Source organism: Pseudidiomarina taiwanensis, assembly GCF_003987435.1.
Taxonomy (GTDB): Bacteria; Pseudomonadota; Gammaproteobacteria; order Enterobacterales; family Alteromonadaceae; genus Pseudidiomarina; species Pseudidiomarina taiwanensis.
In genome coordinates, this window is record NZ_PIQG01000002.1 from 355,483 (window position 1) to 372,552 (window position 17,070).

The 17,070-nt window shown below is 51.1% G+C and carries 11 protein-coding genes; 2 read left to right on the forward strand and 9 right to left on the reverse strand.

Annotated elements, in window-relative coordinates:
• Window positions 1-2: 2 nt before the first annotated feature.
• The 7 genes from CWI83_RS05585 to CWI83_RS05615 form a co-directional block, all read right to left on the reverse strand.
• Entirely contained in the window at window positions 3-467 is a 465-nt protein-coding gene (locus CWI83_RS05585; RefSeq protein WP_126826912.1) for a putative periplasmic lipoprotein, read from the reverse strand.
• 33 nt (window positions 468-500) lie between these two features.
• Window positions 501-1,742 carry a COG3014 family protein gene (locus CWI83_RS05590; RefSeq protein ID WP_126826915.1) on the reverse strand — a complete coding sequence of 414 codons (1,242 nt, stop codon included), beginning with the start codon at window positions 1,740-1,742 and terminating at the stop codon, window positions 501-503.
• Entirely contained in the window at window positions 1,699-2,340 is a 642-nt protein-coding gene (locus CWI83_RS05595) for a penicillin-binding protein activator LpoB (RefSeq protein ID WP_126826918.1), read from the reverse strand. The genes CWI83_RS05590 and CWI83_RS05595 overlap by 44 nt, the downstream gene beginning before the upstream one ends.
• Before the next feature lie 41 nt (window positions 2,341-2,381).
• Window positions 2,382-2,915, reverse strand: a complete 534-nt coding sequence (locus CWI83_RS05600) for a hypothetical protein (protein WP_126826921.1) — start codon at window positions 2,913-2,915, stop codon at window positions 2,382-2,384.
• A gap of 337 nt (window positions 2,916-3,252) precedes the next feature.
• Window positions 3,253-5,841 carry a bifunctional aconitate hydratase 2/2-methylisocitrate dehydratase gene (gene acnB, locus CWI83_RS05605; RefSeq protein WP_126826924.1) on the reverse strand — a complete coding sequence of 863 codons (2,589 nt, stop codon included), beginning with the start codon at window positions 5,839-5,841 and terminating at the stop codon, window positions 3,253-3,255.
• 122 nt (window positions 5,842-5,963) lie between these two features.
• On the reverse strand, window positions 5,964-7,355 hold the full coding sequence (locus tag CWI83_RS05610) for an alanine/glycine:cation symporter family protein (protein ID WP_126826927.1): 1,392 nt from the start codon (window positions 7,353-7,355) through the stop codon (window positions 5,964-5,966).
• Between the two features lie 52 nt (window positions 7,356-7,407).
• Window positions 7,408-8,283 (reverse strand): LysR family transcriptional regulator, encoded by an 876-nt coding sequence (locus tag CWI83_RS05615; RefSeq protein ID WP_126826929.1) that lies wholly within the window; start codon window positions 8,281-8,283, stop codon window positions 7,408-7,410.
• A gap of 106 nt (window positions 8,284-8,389) precedes the next feature.
• On the opposite strand from CWI83_RS05615, the gene CWI83_RS05620 reads away from it, so the two are divergent.
• Together CWI83_RS05620 and CWI83_RS05625 are read left to right on the forward strand one after the other, a co-directional pair.
• On the forward strand, window positions 8,390-9,481 hold the full coding sequence (locus tag CWI83_RS05620) for an efflux RND transporter periplasmic adaptor subunit (RefSeq protein WP_126826932.1): 1,092 nt from the start codon (window positions 8,390-8,392) through the stop codon (window positions 9,479-9,481).
• Window positions 9,481-12,558 carry an efflux RND transporter permease subunit gene (locus CWI83_RS05625; protein WP_126827421.1) on the forward strand — a complete coding sequence of 1,026 codons (3,078 nt, stop codon included), beginning with the start codon at window positions 9,481-9,483 and terminating at the stop codon, window positions 12,556-12,558. Before CWI83_RS05620 ends, CWI83_RS05625 begins: the two co-directional genes overlap by 1 nt.
• Window positions 12,559-12,572: 14 nt before the next feature.
• Here CWI83_RS05625 and CWI83_RS05630 read toward each other — a convergent pair whose 3' ends face one another.
• Together CWI83_RS05630 and CWI83_RS05635 are read right to left on the reverse strand one after the other, a co-directional pair.
• The gene (locus tag CWI83_RS05630; RefSeq protein ID WP_126826935.1) at window positions 12,573-15,695 is read right to left on the reverse strand and encodes an efflux RND transporter permease subunit; all 3,123 of its coding nucleotides are present in this window, start codon (window positions 15,693-15,695) and stop codon (window positions 12,573-12,575) included.
• Window positions 15,676-17,064, reverse strand: a complete 1,389-nt coding sequence (locus tag CWI83_RS05635; protein WP_157980371.1) for an efflux RND transporter periplasmic adaptor subunit — start codon at window positions 17,062-17,064, stop codon at window positions 15,676-15,678. Before CWI83_RS05635 ends, CWI83_RS05630 begins: the two co-directional genes overlap by 20 nt.
• Window positions 17,065-17,070: the final 6 nt, after the last annotated feature.

A 17,070-nucleotide genomic window follows, 5' to 3' on the forward strand; every position in this document is an offset into this window, starting at 1 on the left:
GATTAACGGCCCTCGCGTAGCTCCACCAGAAAGTATTCAGCGCGGTTATTGATCGAGGTTTCACGATACACAGCGGTACCGTTGGCCGGAACATAAACGCGGCGCCACATTGACTCATCCATTAGCGGCGACTGATTCTGGTCGAAGAAAATAGCCTTACCTTCAATTTGCAAATCGTAATCCGTGCGATTGCGCAAGATGGTCCAGACTTCAAGTTGACCGGTGGCGGTATTATTGATGCCGCTGCGGTCAATGGTGATTTTAACCGTATCGATTAACTCATCGCCAAAGATCGATTTACTGATATCGGTGCGATTTAAGTTGTGATCGATAAACACTATGGTGTTTAACTCGTTGGTTTGCGTGCGCTGCACTGGATGTGAGCCACGATAACCATCCTGAGTGGTGGTTTGACAACCGGCCAGCACCAGCGCCGCGGTTAAAAGAGTTAAAATTCGTGCACGCATGGTTGTTATTCCTCTTATTAAACCAGCCACGTTTTAGTCGCGTGGCTGGGAACTGTGCCAAATAATGTGATTGCCGTTGGGGTCTTCATAGTGATGAAAAACACCCGAAGCCAGCTCGACCGGATTACCATCAAAGTCAAAATACTTGGCTTGCCAATTCTCTACTGAGCCCACTCCACGTGGCATTTGTAGCGCATCAACATGAAGCATGTCAGGTAGATTCGACCAATAACGGGTATCTGCGCGTGGTTTCACGTTTTGTGATAACGCCATACTCGCAACACCAATCAGTGCCAAGGTGTTCCCAACTTGTCCGGTACTGCCGCCAGCTAGTGGTGCATAGACGTTGGCAGCAACCCCGAGTTGACCGAGTGTTTTACCCACCTCAGCGCTGTTATTCGCAAATGACGCTTTGCCTTCAACAATGGCATCGACGGGACGGCCACCGCGAGAAGTTGCTTGGAAGTAAACGCTTTCCAGTGGCAATGGCTGCAGCGCCTGACCTTCGGCGTTGATCACCAGTTGCTTTTCTTTAAACTGCTTGCCTGGACGGAAGACCAGTTGGTAGTGCCCCATGCCATCGGCTAACTTGCGTGGTGCTTTACCCGTTTCAGCGATCACCAGCACATTGCTGTCTGGGTCAGGGAAAGGGAATTCAGGGCGCAATGCGCGCAACTCATCGAACGCTTCTTCCGCCAGTACGTTACTCCCCATCTTCTGGGCTGAGTAACCGGCGAGATACAGCATGATGGCTAGATCAGAGCGGTTCTGCTCTTCTTCAGCAAACGCATCTTGCATTAGGCCGCCGACAAAACTCGCGCGAGCGTTGTCATATTCGCCGTCAATCAAATAGATTAAGCCGCGATAATAATAGGCCATCGCCCGCTCATAGGGCTCGCCTTTAAAATCTTTTCGACCTTCTTCGTACCACAAACTGCGGGCTTTAGTGGCGTTATCATTATCCGCATAAACGGTTTCAATGCGTGATAGCGCGACATCGAAACTCTGCCGAGCTTCATCAAGGTCGCCCCGATAAAACGCCGCAGTACCAATTTCCATTCGATTCAGGACTTCATTACGCAAGCCCTCTTCGAACAATTTACGGTACATTGGCTGCAAATAAAGCGGCTTGCTGGAGATGCTTGCCGTTTCTTGATCGGTCAGTTGAAGTGCTTGATATTGCGTGGGGCCAGTGCTACCACAAGCCACTAACCCCAAAGCAAGTACTGCACTAGCGGTAGATAATATCGTCTTGTGCAGATTTCTTGAACTCATACATTCCGCTCCATACATAGGTGCCAAGTTCGAGGTCAATCAGCTCGAACGTGATTTGGTGATAGCGCGACTTTTCTTGGCTGCTCATATCCATAGCATCTAGAGAAGTGATCCGCCCAACCAAACGGAAATCAGCACCCGCTGTAGCTGCGGTCGCACGAATGGTGCCGCCATCGACGACGCCACGACGCTTCAGTTCACGCTCTTTTTCCACCATGTTGGCATATTCCCGACCAACAAAAACCAAGCGTCCGTTTGCAGCACGGTTTAAGTTGATACGCAAACGGTCCGTCAGCATATTTTTGTTAATGCGCGAGCTACTCTCATTGGTAAAGTATTCGCTATCGATAATGATCCGCGGGGCAACCTCGCGGCCCACCAATTGCGGGTTACTCATCATGTCACGCATCATTTGGTCGGTCACCGCCATAATGTCTTGTGACTCAACCCCAACACCTTGAACTTTGCCTGGTGAGCGCGCGTCTTCATAAACGGTCGCACGACCAGCGGTGTTGTTAATCCGGTTACCGGACGCACAGCCTGCCAATAGAACGACAGTTAGTGCGGCGGTCATTAGGGTCATCTTATTAAAAGTCATGACTCAGTCCTTGGTTCTTGCAAAAATTTATACCGGCGTTATTAGTAGCCGTACCCAGCTGACGCGTTCTGCAACGCCACATAATAGATTTGGCGTAACTCAGGATAAACGCTCATTGCAGACTCAAGTGCATCGGCATAATGCTCGTGACTTGAATGATTCACGTACATCCAAACAGACATTTCTTCGAGTGAGTTGAATGAAATATCTGAAGTGTCGCGCAAGGCTTCTTCACCACCCGCCATTTCAAGTGCTACTTCGCGGCCAACCGCATTACCGAGTTCTTGACCTAAGAAGCCGCCAATAAATGGAATGTTTTCAGCAAGTTTTTGACCAGCATAAGCACCTGCCATACCGCCGACGGTAGCACCCATCTCAGCATTTACAGCGTTATTCACCCATTCAGCAAGAACGCCGTCTGAGGTATATGGACTCATGTATTCGCCAGTATTGCCTTCAATTGGGGTGGGTGACATCAGTTGATTTGGCGCAGCAATTTGCGGTGCCATGACACCACCACAAGCTGACAACATCAGCGCAGCAGCGGCAACGAAAAGAAGTTTGATTTTATTCATGGTAGAGCTCTCCGGTGAGCAGTCGGTCGATGTTCGACCTCTTGTTGTTATATTTTTAATGTTCTAAACAGGGTGCGGCGGATTGTCGCAGACTGCTTATAACTAAAGATTGACGATATTGGTCAATTTATCAACCCCAATTTTGTGACAAAAGTGCTACCAAAGCCCTGAAACGCCTATAGAATTCGTCAAAAACCGATAGCAAACAAAGCGTTACCAGTATATTAACGATATCATATGATTTTAGTATTAATTTTAGACAAGTAAGAAAATTCCAAGTTGAGCATAAAAAAGGGAGCCAATTGGCTCCCTTTTAGACACTGTTGTGACAGCTGAATTACGCAACATTAATCGTTGGAATAATGTTCGCTTGCGCAGCTTTCTCAGCTTCGCGGAACGCATCCATTTGATCAAAGTTTAGATACTTATACACTTCGCCTGCCATCGAATTGATGTCTTGCGCATACGCCATATATTCTTCCGGCGTTGGCAATTTACCGACAATCGCGCCCACTGCAGCAAGTTCTGCAGAAGTCAGGTAGACGTTAGCACCATCACCTAAACGGTTCGGGAAGTTACGGGTAGAGGTTGAGAGCACAGTGGCACCCGGCTCAACTCGCGCTTGGTTCCCCATACAGAGTGAACAGCCTGGCATTTCAGTGCGAACATTGTTGTTGGCGTAGATGTTGTAGTACCCTTCTTCACGCAACTGCGCTTCGTCCATCTTCGTTGGTGGCGCAATCCACAAACGGGTGTTGAGTGGGTCTTGGTTCTTCTCAAGTAGTTTACCCGCAGCACGGAAATGACCGATATTGGTCATACATGAGCCGATGAAGACTTCGTCGACTTTGTCGCCCGCCACCTCGCTCAAGAACTTGGCATCGTCTGGGTCGTTCGGACAACAAACGATTGGCTCTTTAATCTCGGCGAGGTCAATTTCGATCACCGCTGAGTACTCAGCATCGGCGTCAGCACGCATCAATGATGGGTTCTGTAACCACTCTTCCATTTTCCGCGCACGGCGCTCAAGGGTACGAACGTCACCGTAACCTTCGTTGATCATCCAGCGCAACATGGTGATGTTCGAGCGCAGATACTCGGCCACTGATTCTTCCGACAAGTTGATCGTACAACCTGCTGCTGAACGCTCTGCTGAGGCGTCAGATAATTCAAACGCTTGCTCTACAGTTAAGTGATCAAGACCTTCGATTTCCAAGATCCGACCTGAGAAGACATTTTTCTTCCCACGTTTTTCAACGGTTAAAAGGCCTTCTTTAATCGCAAATAATGGAATCGCATGAACCAGGTCACGCAGGGTAATACCTGGCTGCATTTCGCCTTTGAAACGCACCAATACCGACTCTGGCATATCCAGTGGCATCACTCCGGTTGCGGCTGCAAAAGCAACCAAACCAGAGCCCGCAGGGAATGAAATACCGAGTGGGAAACGCGTGTGTGAGTCACCGCCAGTACCGACCGTGTCAGGCAATAACATCCGGTTCAACCAACTGTGGATGATGCCGTCACCCGGACGCAAGCTCACCCCACCACGATTCATGATGAAGTCTGGCAGTGTGTGCTGAGTTTCGATATCGACTGGTTTTGGATAAGCCGCAGTGTGACAGAATGACTGCATGGTCAAATCGGCAGTAAAGCCAAGACAAGCAAGGTCTTTCAGTTCGTCACGGGTCATTGGACCGGTGGTATCTTGCGATCCAACTGTGGTCATTTTCGGCTCACAGTAAGTTCCTGGGCGAACCCCCTCCATACCGCAAGCTTTACCGACCATCTTCTGCGCCAGCGTGTAACCTTTTCCGGTATCAGCCGGTTGCTCTGGCTTCAAGAACAAATCAGATGGGCCAAGACCGAGTGCTTCACGTGCTTTTTCAGTCAAACCACGACCGATGATCAGGTTAATCCGACCACCTGCACGTACTTCGTCAAGGATCACGCGCGACGCATAGTCATACTCGGCAATCACTTCGCCGGCTTCATTTTCAATTTTGCCCGCATATGGATAGATAGTGATGACATCACCCATATCCATGTTGTCGACGTCGGCTTCAAATACCAACGCACCGGCATCTTTCATGGTGTTGAAGAAAATTGGCGCAACTTTGCCACCAATACAAATACCACCTGCGCGCTTGTTCGGCGTGCCTGGCATGTCTTCACCAATGAACCATAACACTGAGTTAGTCGCTGATTTACGTGATGAGCCTGTGCCCACGACGTCGCCAACAAATGCAATCGGATGACCTTTCTCTTTCAGCTCAGCGATTTGTGCGGCGGCGTCGGTAATGCCTTCGCGCGGCATTTTATACATCGCTTTGGCGTGCAGAGGGATATCTGGACGCGACCACGCATCTGGTGCGGGTGACAAGTCATCGGTGTTGGTTTCGCCGGTCACTTTAAAGACCGTCGCTTTGATTTGCTCTGGCATTTCATTACGGCTAGTGAACCACTCACCCGCAGCCCAAGACTCAACCACTTCTTTGGCTAGAGCATTACCGGCTTTCATTTTCTCTTCGACGTCGTGGAAGGCATCGAACATCAATAGGGTGTGCTTTAACTCATGCGCAGCTAACTCACCGAGTTCTGCATCATCAAGCAAGGCGACCAAAGTTTCGATGTTGTAACCACCATGCATATTGCCCAGTAGCTTCACTGCGTCTTGCTTGCTAATGATGGGGCTCTGCGCTTCACCTTTAACCAAAGCGGTTAAAAAGCCAGCCTTGACATAAGCAGCTTCATCCACGCCCGGTGGCACACGATCAGCAATCAGCTCAAGCAGGGTCGCTTCTTCGCCTGCTGGAGGATTCTTCAATAGTTCAACTAAGCCAGCAACTTGTTCTGCTGTCAGTGGTTTTGGCGGAATGCCTTCTGCGGCCCGCTCTTCAACATGCTTACGATATTCTTGCAGCACTGGGTACCCCTTTTGCTGTTGCAGTGAAAAAAGTGGCGTAATTATAGGGGTTTTAGCGACAAATTTAAATTCATCTGACGCTATAAAGTCGAATGTTGTCGATAAATAGCGTGAATAGCAGGCTACAACTTATCGTGATGATGTTTTTGCCAATAGCGGCGCAAGTCTTTGCGCACTTCGGGCAGTAATAAATATAAGGCGAGGATATTCGGCACCGCCATTAAGAAGAGAACTGAATCGAGGAAGTTAAAAATCGCCAGAATATTTGGCACGGCAGAAATCGCGACCACCACGCAAAACAGCAGCTTGAAGCTGTTGCCGACCCACTTGCGCTTACCAAACAGGTACCGCCATGCTTTCAAACCATAGTAAGACCAACTAATCACGGTGGAAAAACCAAACAGCAGCAGTGCCACCATCAATACCGCTGGGAACCAATCAAGTTCGCCTGCAAAGGCACTTGAAGTCAGTTGCACGCCATCAAGACCACCGGTTTGATAGGCACCCGTGACAATAATCACCAAGGCGGTGATGGTACAAATCACCACGGTATCGATAAACGGCTCGAGCAAAGCAACAAAGCCTTGTTGCACTGGCTCGTCGACTTTCGCCGCGGCATGAGCAATTGGCGCTGAACCGACCCCTGCTTCATTGGAGTAGGCGGCGCGCCGAAAGCCTTGGATTAAAACGCCAATAAAACCGCCATAGGCGGCTTCTGGATAAAAGGCCTGCTCGACAATCAACCAGAGCGCGGCAGGGATCGCACTAAAATGGCTCGCAAGAATATACAAAGCGGCAGCCAAGTATATTGCAACCATAGTGGGCACTAACTTACTGGTCACCCTCGCAATACTCTTAATGCCGCCAATGATGACCACAGCCACCAGCAGCGCATAGACGATTCCAAATAACCACGGATCGCTATAGCCGGTCACGGTTTTGACTTGCACAAATGCTTGATTGACATGCACAAACGCAGCCGAGCTGAGGACGCAGGCGAGCGCAAAAAATATCGCAAAGCCGGTTCCGAGTTTGGGCAAACCCCGTTGGCTTAAGGCATGTTTAATATAAAACATGGGGCCACCATCGATGCTCCCATCAGGGTTTTCGCGCCGATATTTTACCGCCAGGGTGACTTCCATAAATTTAGTCGACATCCCCAGCAAACCGGCCATGATCATCCAGAACGTTGCGCCGGGCCCACCCAGAGCTATCGCGACCGCGACACCCGCAATATTGCCGGTCCCTACGGTACCGGAGAGCGCGGTCGAGAGTGCTTGAAAAGGAGAAATTTCACCGTGCGTTGCAGGCTTTTGGAAATCTCCGCGGAGAACTTTCAAGGCATGCTTGAAACCACGAATGTTGATAAAGCCAAGCCCCAAAGTGAATACCAGGGCTCCGGCAATGAGCCAAACCACGACCAGCGGCAATTCATTCCCCTGAATGGTTACAGCATAGAAAACGATGCTGGCCAGTAGATCAGTAAATTGCTCAAAAGCGGCTTGAAAGCTCATAGGATGCTCGTGATTTGAATCAATGCTTTACCATAACCCGCTCACTCGCAGATTAAAAGGCGTCCCAAATTAATTGCGCAGCGGGTCCAGTTACCCGATCGGAAGCGCGAACTAAATGCACCTCTAGCGAGACATTATTCAAAAATCCTGGAATATCCACTTTCACCAATTGCTCACTCTGTAACGCGCCACGTACTAATTCGACCGGAATAATTCCCCAGCCCATCCCCGCTAGCAGGAGTGCGCGCTGGGTAATCGAGTCGTTGACTCGAATCCGCTGCTGCCCAGGAACTTTGATCAAGGCATCAAGATTAATCCCAAGCTCTTGGTCTTGCGGCATGAGCATGGGCAAATCGAGTAATTCAGTGCGCCGCTGCGGGATCCGACCAAAGCGCTCACCAAGGGTTGGGGCCATTGCTATAATAAGTTCAAAATCACGAATAAACTTGGTTTCAAAATCACCATGTTGGTGAAATAGCGGCATCCATGGGCACAGTGCAATATCTGCTTCAGCTGCACTAATGCGGCGGAGCGAGCGCAATTGACTCTCGCCGGTCATAATCAGTTCAGTGGCGGGGTAAGTCTTTTGTACCTGCGCGATAGCAGCAAACAAATCGCGAGGTGAACAAGTGTGGTCATAGGCCACCCGCAGGCTCGGCTCCGCGCCCTCACGTAATTGCTGAGTGAGCGACGCCAGTCGATTTTTCTGCACCAGTAATTCGCGCGCTTGGCGCAAGAATTGTTGCCCACGCTCAGTCAGAGTTAGGCGATAGCCAGTGCGGTCAAATAAGCTAAACCCGACATCTTGCTCGAGTGTTTTTAACCCCATACTTACCGCGGCTTGGCTTCGATGCAGACGTTCAGCTGCCGCTTGCAAGGTGCCGGTTTCAGCAAGCGCATGGAGCATCTCGAGTTGTTGGAGTTTCATCGGCTCGCTCTTTATTCAGAATTTCTTAATATCTTATACATATTAATTCAGTATTTCTTTATATTTTTCGCGCTAAAATAATCTCGTAAGTTCACGGAGGTAACCTATGACACAACGCACACTTATAGTTTTACTCATTTTCACCAGCGTGTTACTCGCAGGGTGCCAACCTCAGGCGCCAGCCGATGCAGCCCCAGCGCCAGTGGTACAGCCGGTGAAGTTGTTTCAGGTTCCTGCGCAACAGAGCGCGCAATACCGTGACTTCCCCGCTACCGTCGAAGCCGCACAAGTGGCGCAATTGTCCTTTCGCGTGGCTGGAGAACTGGCCGAGTTCCCTGTTAAAGCCGGGGATGATGTGGTGCGCGGCGCACTCGTCGCCAAGCTTGATCCGCGTGATTACCAGTTAGTGGTCGATCAAGCCCAAGCCCGTTTCGATTTAGCTCAAGCGCAATTTGCCCGGACCGAGAACTTGGTCGACCGAGGCGTGATTTCGCCGCAACAGTTCGACGAAGTGAAGGCTAACCTCGATATCGCGCGAGCCAATTTAGACACCGCCAAATCGAATTTAAGCTATACCGAGTTACGCGCACCATTTGCCGGAACCATCGCTCATTTGTTTGTTGAACGATTCGAAACCGTGCAACCGCAACAGCCGATTGTGACACTGCAAATGAACGACGCGATTGATGTCAGCATTAATGTGCCTGAAAACTTATTTGCGCGAGTTCGCCGCAATAGTGACTATCGTCCCGACGTGATTTTCGCAAGTGCTCCAGATACGCGTTACTCAGCGACTTTAAAAGAGTGGGATGCGGTCGCAGACCCGGCAACCAACACCTATAAAGTGGTCTTTACGCTACCTAGCCCAACCGATTTAAACGTCCTGCCGGGGATGACCGCGCGGGTTCGGGTCGATATCAACGCCGTGTCCGAGCAAGCCTCAAGTGCCCAGATTATTCCTGCCAGCGCAGTCTTTACTCCACGCACTGTAGCAACTGATAGCGCCCCAAAAGTGTGGGTTTATGACCCGCAAAGTCAGCAAGTAAGCATGCGCTCAATTACGGTAGCTGCAGTTACCGAGCGTGGTATTGAAGTGGCAACAGGGCTCAATCCGGGGGAGCAAATTGTCGTGGCCGGCGTTCACGCGCTGACTGACGGTCAGCAAGTACGGCCATGGCAGAAGGAGCCAGGGCTATGATGAATATCGCCCGTTTTAGCATCAAACGGAGCACCACCAGTTGGCTGGTGGTATTGCTGTTGCTGCTTGGCGGTATTGTTGCCCTGCAGCAAATTGGCCGACTTGAAGATCCGGAGTTCACCCTCAAGCAAGCCTTGGTGATTACCAGTTATCCGGGGGCTACCGCGACCCAAGTTGAGGAAGAAGTCACCTATCGCCTCGAGAATGCGATTCAAGCCTTGCCCTACGTCGATCATGTGACCTCGATCTCACGACCGGGTTTGAGTCAAATCCAAGTGGATGTCAAAACCACCTACCGGGAATATGATATGCCGCAAATTTGGGATGAGCTGCGGCGCAAAGTGAATGATATCAAGGGCAGCTTACCGCCAGGTAGTGGCGAACCCATCGTCCGCGATGACTTTGCTGATGTCTATGGCATTACTCTAGCAATTACAGGAGCCGGCTATAGCTATAAAGATATCGCCGATTACACGGATTTCTTGCGCCGCGAGCTGGTGCTGGTTCCAGGCGTTGGCAAAGTTACGGTGGTAGGCGAGCAAAACGAGCGCGTGGTGGTTGAAATTTCTCGCGATAAACTGGCCAATAACGGCATCTCGCCCCAACAAGTGGTGAACTTGCTACAAACTCAAAATGCCGTCAGTGATGCCGGTCGCGTTTACCTTGATGGCGAGCGGATCCGTTTGCACACTAGTGGCCAATTTGCCGATGTCGCAGCGCTTGCTGATTTGATGATCAGTAACCCCGGTGCAGCCGAGCGTATCTTACTGCGTGATGTCGCCGAAGTGCGTCGTGAATATCAAGAAATACCTAATCATCTGGTGCGTTATAACGGTGAGCAAGCGCTATGGCTTGGCATCTCGTTTGCCAAAGATGTGAATGTGGTCGACATCGGTGCCAAAATCCAAACCCGCTTAGCTGAGCTCACCTATGCCCAGCCGGTGGGAATGGAAGTTGCTGCCATTTATGACCAACCCGCTGAGGTTGACCGCAGCGTCAATAACTTCCTTATTAATTTAGCCGAAGCAGTTGCGATTGTGGTGGTGGCCTTGTTGTTATCCATGGGGCTACGCAGCGGGGTCTTGATTGGCAGTGTGTTGCTGCTCACCGTGCTCGGTAGTTTTATCTTCATGTACTTGATGGATATTCAACTACAGCGCGTTTCTCTTGGCGCGCTGATTATTGCACTCGGAATGTTAGTGGATAATGCCATTGTGATAGCCGAAGGGATGTTGGTCGGGATCCGACGCGGACTCACCCGCATTCAGGCCGCCACGCAAGTCGTCCAGCAAAATATCTGGCCCTTGTTGGGGGCAACGATTATCGGCGTGATTGCTTTCGCCCCGATCGGATTATCGAAAGATGCCAGCGGTGAATACGCCAATAGTCTCTTCTGGGTCTTGTTTATCTCGCTGTTACTCAGTTGGTTTACCGCGCTCAGCTTAGTACCGTTTTTAGGCAATATCCTGTTCCGTAAAGACTCGCGCGCGCGGTCGGCGCAAGAGCAACCTGCAGATAGTGACCACGTCTATGACCATTGGGCGTTTCACCTCTACAAGCGCAGCTTGGAGGGGTTCTTAACTTGGCGCAAGCTCACTATGCTGGCCATGCTCGGGTTATTAGCGATCGCCTTGCTGGGCTTTACCACCATTAAGCAAAGCTTTTTCCCGCCTTCAACCACGCCGATTGCCTATGTTGATTTGTGGTACCCACAAGGCAGTGACATTCGTGCGACCGAACGGCAAGTACGCCAGCTTGAACATTATCTATTAGAACGCCATGGCGAGACCGGTGAACTCAGCTTCGTCGCAAGTACTATAGGCCAAGGGGCGCCGCGCTTTACCCTAACTTATATGGTAGAAAAAGCCTTTGAAAGTTATGCCCAATTGATTATTCGTGGACGTGATAAAGAGGCACTTAAAATTGTTCTAAATGATTTAGCGGGTTACATCGACCTGCAGCAACCGGATCTTGAGTATAAATTCAAACCGGTCGAGATGGGGCCAACCCAAAAAGCGAAAATTGAAGCACGCTTTAGTGGCCCGGACCCTCTGGTGTTGCGCCAGTTAGCTGAACAAGCACGCACCATTTTGGTCAATGAGCCCAGTGCGCAGTTTGTCCGCGACGATTGGCGTCAGCGCACCAAGGTGCTGCAGCCACAGTTTAATGAGGCCAGTGCACGCCGACTTGGGATTACCAAAGCCGACGTCGATGCGGTATTGCAACGTAACTTTAGTGGCCAAACCGTCGGGGTATTCCGTGATGGCACCGAACTGTTACCGATTATTGTGCGCGCGCCAGTCGCTGAGCGCCTCGCCATTGGCGATTGGCGGCAAATGCAGGTGTATAGCAATGCCCTGCAACAATATGTGCCGCTCGCACAAGTGGTGAGCGACTTTGAACTTGCCAGTGAAGATGATTTGATTCTACGGCGCGACCGTAAACGCACCCTCACTGTGATGGCGGACCCTGATCTGTTCGGCGATGAGACGGCCGCACAAGTGTTTGCAAAAGTACGCGAACCGATCGAAGCCATTCCTTTGCCGCTTGGTTACCAACTGCAATGGGGCGGTGAGTTTGAAGCCTCAAACAAAGCTCGGGGTGCAATTTTCACGGCGTTGCCATTGGCGTTTTTGGTGATGTTTATCATTACCGTGTTGCTGTTTAGCTCGATTCGCCAGGCCGGAGTGCTCTGGACCACAGTGCCACTGAGTGTGATTGGCGTCACCTTAGGCTTAAGTCTAACCGGACAGCCATTCGGCTTTATGGCCTTGCTTGGCTTTTTAAGTCTATCGGGAATGCTGATTAAAAACGGTGTGGTCCTGCTTGAGCAAATCGAAGCTGAACGGGCCGCCGGTAAGTCGCCTTATCAAGGTCTCGTTGATGCTGCGGTAAGTCGGGTACGGCCAGTGAGTATGACCGCGGTCACCACCATAGTCGGGATGATTCCGCTGTTATTCGATGATTTCTTTGTAAGTATGGCCGTGGTGATTATGTTCGGGCTTGGGTTTGCAACCCTGTTAACACTGATTGTGGTGCCGGTGATGTATGCGATGGTTATGAGGGTGCGCCGCTAGACGCACCCTCCTCATCATGAGTCTTTCAGGCGCCGCTGCCAGAACAGCTTAAAAATTGCTGGGAGCACCAAAAGGCTTAACAGTGGCGCAAGGATCATGCCGCCCAACATTGGTGCGGCGATCCGTTGCATGACTTCACTGCCAGTGCCGCTGGTCAGCATAATTGGCAACAGGCCAAAGACAATCGTTAAGACCGTCATGAGTTTGGGCCGTAAACGCTGCAAGGCACCCTCTTCAATAGCGGCCTCAAGGCTTGCCAGAGACGGCTCCGACTGGGCTTGCCAGGCGTTATTAAGGTACAGCAGCATGACTACGCCAAATTCAACCGCGACCCCAGCGAGGGCGATAAAACCCACCGCAGTGGCAACCGATAAATTAAACTCCAACCACCACAGCAGCCACAGTCCTCCTGCCAAGGCGACAGGTAGGGTTGCAATAACCCACAAAGCCTGACGATAAGACTGGAAAACCAAATATAACAGCGCCAAAATAACTGCCAAGGTTAACGGAATCACGCTTTGCAGTTTATTTTTAACTCGCTCCATTTGCTCGTATTGGCCTTGCCATTCGAGCGCATGTTGCGCTGGGATGTCCAGTTGCGCTAAGCGTTGCTGTGCTGCCTCAATCACCGCAGCGGCGGTCACACCATCGGCTAAATCAAGGTACAACCAACTACTCAATTGAGCATTTTCGCTACGAATTTGGGCCGGTCCTGAACTGATGCGAATATCTGCAACATCAGCAAGAGTCACCCAGGTCCCCGCGCGGTTAACCACTGGTAAGCTCTGCAACCGGCTGATGTGATCACGATATTGGCGCGGATAACGTAAATTAATCGGATAACGCTCGGTACCAATTACCGCCTCACTGACCTTAGCACCGCCAATCGCATAACGAATAATCTGCTGCAATTGGGCTTGCTCAACTCCGTAGCGCGCAGCTTTGGCAAGGTTTGGAACGATTTCAATATAACGCCCCTGTAGTGGTCGCTCGGCAAATACTGAGCGCAGTCCGGGCAGCCCTCGCAGAGTACCCTCAATTTCAGTTGCTAACGCTTGGATACTGGTCAAATTAGGCCCTGTGACGCGAATCCCAAGCGGTGTCCGCAAGCCAGTCGCGAGCATATCGATGCGAGTTTTAATCGGTTGTACCCAGGCATTGGTGAGCCCCGGAACTTGCACTCGTTGGTCTAATTCTGCAATCACGTCATCGAGGGTAATGCCTTCTCGCCACTGCGATTTCGGTTTTAACTGAATCGTCGTCTCAAACATAGTCAGTGGTGCCGGGTCCGTTGCAGTCTGGGCCCGCCCAGCTTTACCAAAGACCCGCTCAACCTCGGGTTGTGCCGCGATCAAAGCATCGGTTTGTTGCAGTAACTTTCCCGCTTGAGCAGGGCTTAACCCGGGTAGCGTGGTCGGCATATAAAGTAAGTCACCCTCATCGATGCGTGGTAAAAACTCCTGTTCAAGCTGCTGCCACGGATAGATAGCACTTGCGGTTAACAAGGCAATGACCGCGATCACGGTTTTCGGCCAAACCAAAGTAAAACGTAGTAATGGACGGTATGCCGCCAGCGCTATTCGGTTTAATGGGTTTTGTCTCTCGCTGCGCATACGCCCACGCACTAAATAACCCAAGAGCACCGGAATCACGGTGACCGCAATCAATGCAGCGGCAGCCATGGCAAAGGTTTTCGTATACGCTAGCGGTTCAAATAAGCGTCCCTCTTGGGCTTCGAGAGTAAACACAGGTAAAAAGCTGACCGTTATGATCAGCAGCGACAAAAATAACGCCGGCCCAACTTCGATACTAGCACGCTGTACAATCTGCCAATGCTGAGCGGCGCGAGCAGGTTGGCCATGCTCCACTTGATACTGATGGAGATGCTTATGCGTATTTTCGACCATCACAATCGCGGCATCGACTAAGGTCCCGATGGCAATCGCAATTCCCCCCAAACTCATCATATTGGCGCTAATACCCAGTTGCCGCATCAAAATAAAGCTCGCCAATACCGCCAGTGGGATACTAATTAGCGCCACTAAAGACGCGCGCAAATGCAAGAGGAATACGATCACCACAATCGCAACAAAGGCTAATTCCTGCCATAACTTGGTGGTCAGGTTGGCAATGGTCCGGCTAATTAAATCAGCCCGGTTATAGGTCGTTTCTATCGTCACGCCAGCCGGCAGGCCAGGCTCAAGTTCGGCGAGCTTCTGCTCAACCGCACTGATCACCTCGCGGGCGTTGCCACCGTCGCGCATCACTACAATGCCACCGACGACTTCGCCTTCACCGTTTAAATCAGCAATACCGCGGCGACTCTCCGGGCCACGGCGAACTTGCGCCACATCCGCTAAAGTGAGCGTGGCACCGCGCTCGTTGCGCTGCGGCAGTGGAATTTGGCGCAGATCATCTAGGCTTTGAATATAACCCGTGCCCCGCACCATATACTCCGCCTCGGCCATTTCAATAATGCCACCGCCAACTTCATTATTGTGGTCAGTAATCGCTTGCTCCACCTCGGCCAGAGTCAAGCCGTACTGTTGCAGGCGTTTCGGCTCAACCACCACTTGAAAGGTGTTCACCATGCCGCCAACGGTCGCGACTTCAGCCACACCTTTGATGCTTTGTAGTTGTTGTTTTAAAAACCAATCTTGCAAGGCGGTGAGTTCACCGAGATGATACTGATTGCTGTCATCACGAAGTACGTATTGATATATCCAACCCACGCCACTGGCATCAGGTCCAAGTTCAGGAGTCACGCCTGCGGGTAAGCGGCCTTGCGCTTGATTCAAATATTCCAGTACGCGACTGCGCGCCCAATACAAATCAGTGTCATCAGCAAAAATCACATAAACATAAGAGTCACCATAAAACGAGTAGCCGCGCACAGTTTCAGCGCCGGGTACCGCTAACATAATGTTCGATAAAGGCCAGGTGACCTGTTGCTCAACGATATTCGGAGCTTGGCCTGGAAATTCAGTTTTGATAATGACTTGCACATCGGACAAATCAGGAATCGCATCGACCGGAGTTTGCTGTACCGCGCGCCAACCTAACAGGGCAATAATCACCGCTCCAAGTAGGACTAAACTGCGATATTTGAGTGCGGCTTTAATGCTGGCTGTGATCATGCCCGGTCTCCGCTACTTGTGGTTGAGGCGATGAGTAGCTGGCACGCAGCTGAGCTTCGGCATCTAACATAAATTGCCCCGCAACAACGACTTTCTCCCCCTCCTCTAGCCCTGCAGTAATTTGCGCTTGGTCCGCAACTATGCTGCCAACCTGAACCGCTTTGAGCTGATATTCACCAGGACCTACTTCAACTGCGACACGACTTTCATTGGCAGCCAAAATCAAACTCGATAAGGGCACCGTAAGGGCATTTTCAATCGTTTCACCTAACAGCTTCACCCCAATTTGTAATCCTTGCTGCGGACGTCCTTGAAACGCAGTTTGTGGTACTGCAATCCGCACTTGTTGAGTGGCGGTGGCTTGCGCGAGTTGTGGATAGATATAGTCGACCTGACCACGCCATTGCTCGAGTCCAAGCTGCGGTGCTGAGAGCTCAATTGCAGCATGATCAGCAAGCATTTGACTGTAGCGCTCAGGCACATCAGCCAAAACCCACCAACTCGCAGTAGAAATCAACGTCAGCAATTCATCAGCTGGGCTGACATATTTGCCATCAGCAACGGCCAGGTTGGTCACCACGCCGGTTTGCGGCGCATACACTGGCAACCGATAAAATATTTCTTGGCGCTGCTCTAACTGCCGGATTTGCGCTTGGGTAAAACCTAGCAATTCAAGCCGAATGCGACCATCACGCAACAACTGTTCCGTTCGATTGGGGCTATTGAGTAGTTGCAGGTAATCCTGTTGTGCCACCACAATCTCTTTGCTGTAGATTTCGTACAGCAGATCACCTTTATTGACTTGCACTCCTTCAGAGCGAACGGCTAAGCGTTCAATCCAACCAGCGGCGCGGGCATGCACATGGACGCGTTGATCCGTATTAAATTCTAGTCGACCGAAGGTGTCGATGACCGGCTCAAGTCGGGTGCGCTGCACTGTCGCCGTCTGCACCGCGAATTGCTCAATTATCTCAGGACTGACCCGAACAGCCGTCGGCGACGACGGCTGTTGGTGGGCTTGACGGTCTTCTTTTGCTGGCTCGACCGGCACTAAGTCCATCTTACAAATCGGACAGCTGCCCGGCTCGTGTGATGTCACCTCAGGGTGCATCGGACAGACATAAAGTTGCTTGGGCTGTTCAACTGCGACCAAATCCATCTTACAAATCGGACAGCTGCCCGGCTCATGAGACTGCACCTCGGCATGCATTGGGCAGACGTACAGCGTGTGCTTGTCGCTGTGCTCGCTATGGTCGTGCTGATCCGCTGCCATAATATGGTCGGCATGAGACTGCGCCTGTACAGACGACAGCGGCATGGTGATCAACAAGATAGCGCTGAACACGCAAATAAAAATACGTTTAAACATGGTGGT

Bases quoted from the DNA above. Each gene is read 5' to 3' on its own strand.
- CWI83_RS05585 (WP_126826912.1), bottom strand. From the start codon at position 467: ATGCGTGCACGAATTTTAACTCTTTTAACCGCGGCGCTGGTGCTGGCC.
- CWI83_RS05590 (WP_126826915.1), bottom strand. From the start codon at position 1,742: ATGAGTTCAAGAAATCTGCACAAGACGATATTATCTACCGCTAGTGCA.
- CWI83_RS05595 (WP_126826918.1), bottom strand. From the start codon at position 2,340: ATGACTTTTAATAAGATGACCCTAATGACCGCCGCACTAACTGTCGTT.
- CWI83_RS05600 (WP_126826921.1), bottom strand. From the start codon at position 2,915: ATGAATAAAATCAAACTTCTTTTCGTTGCCGCTGCTGCGCTGATGTTG.
- CWI83_RS05610 (WP_126826927.1), bottom strand. From the start codon at position 7,355: ATGAGCTTTCAAGCCGCTTTTGAGCAATTTACTGATCTACTGGCCAGC.
- CWI83_RS05615 (WP_126826929.1), bottom strand. From the start codon at position 8,283: ATGAAACTCCAACAACTCGAGATGCTCCATGCGCTTGCTGAAACCGGC.
- CWI83_RS05620 (WP_126826932.1), top strand. From the start codon at position 8,390: ATGACACAACGCACACTTATAGTTTTACTCATTTTCACCAGCGTGTTA.
- CWI83_RS05625 (WP_126827421.1), top strand. From the start codon at position 9,481: ATGAATATCGCCCGTTTTAGCATCAAACGGAGCACCACCAGTTGGCTG.
- CWI83_RS05630 (WP_126826935.1), bottom strand. From the start codon at position 15,695: ATGATCACAGCCAGCATTAAAGCCGCACTCAAATATCGCAGTTTAGTC.
- CWI83_RS05635 (WP_157980371.1), bottom strand. From the start codon at position 17,064: ATGTTTAAACGTATTTTTATTTGCGTGTTCAGCGCTATCTTGTTGATC.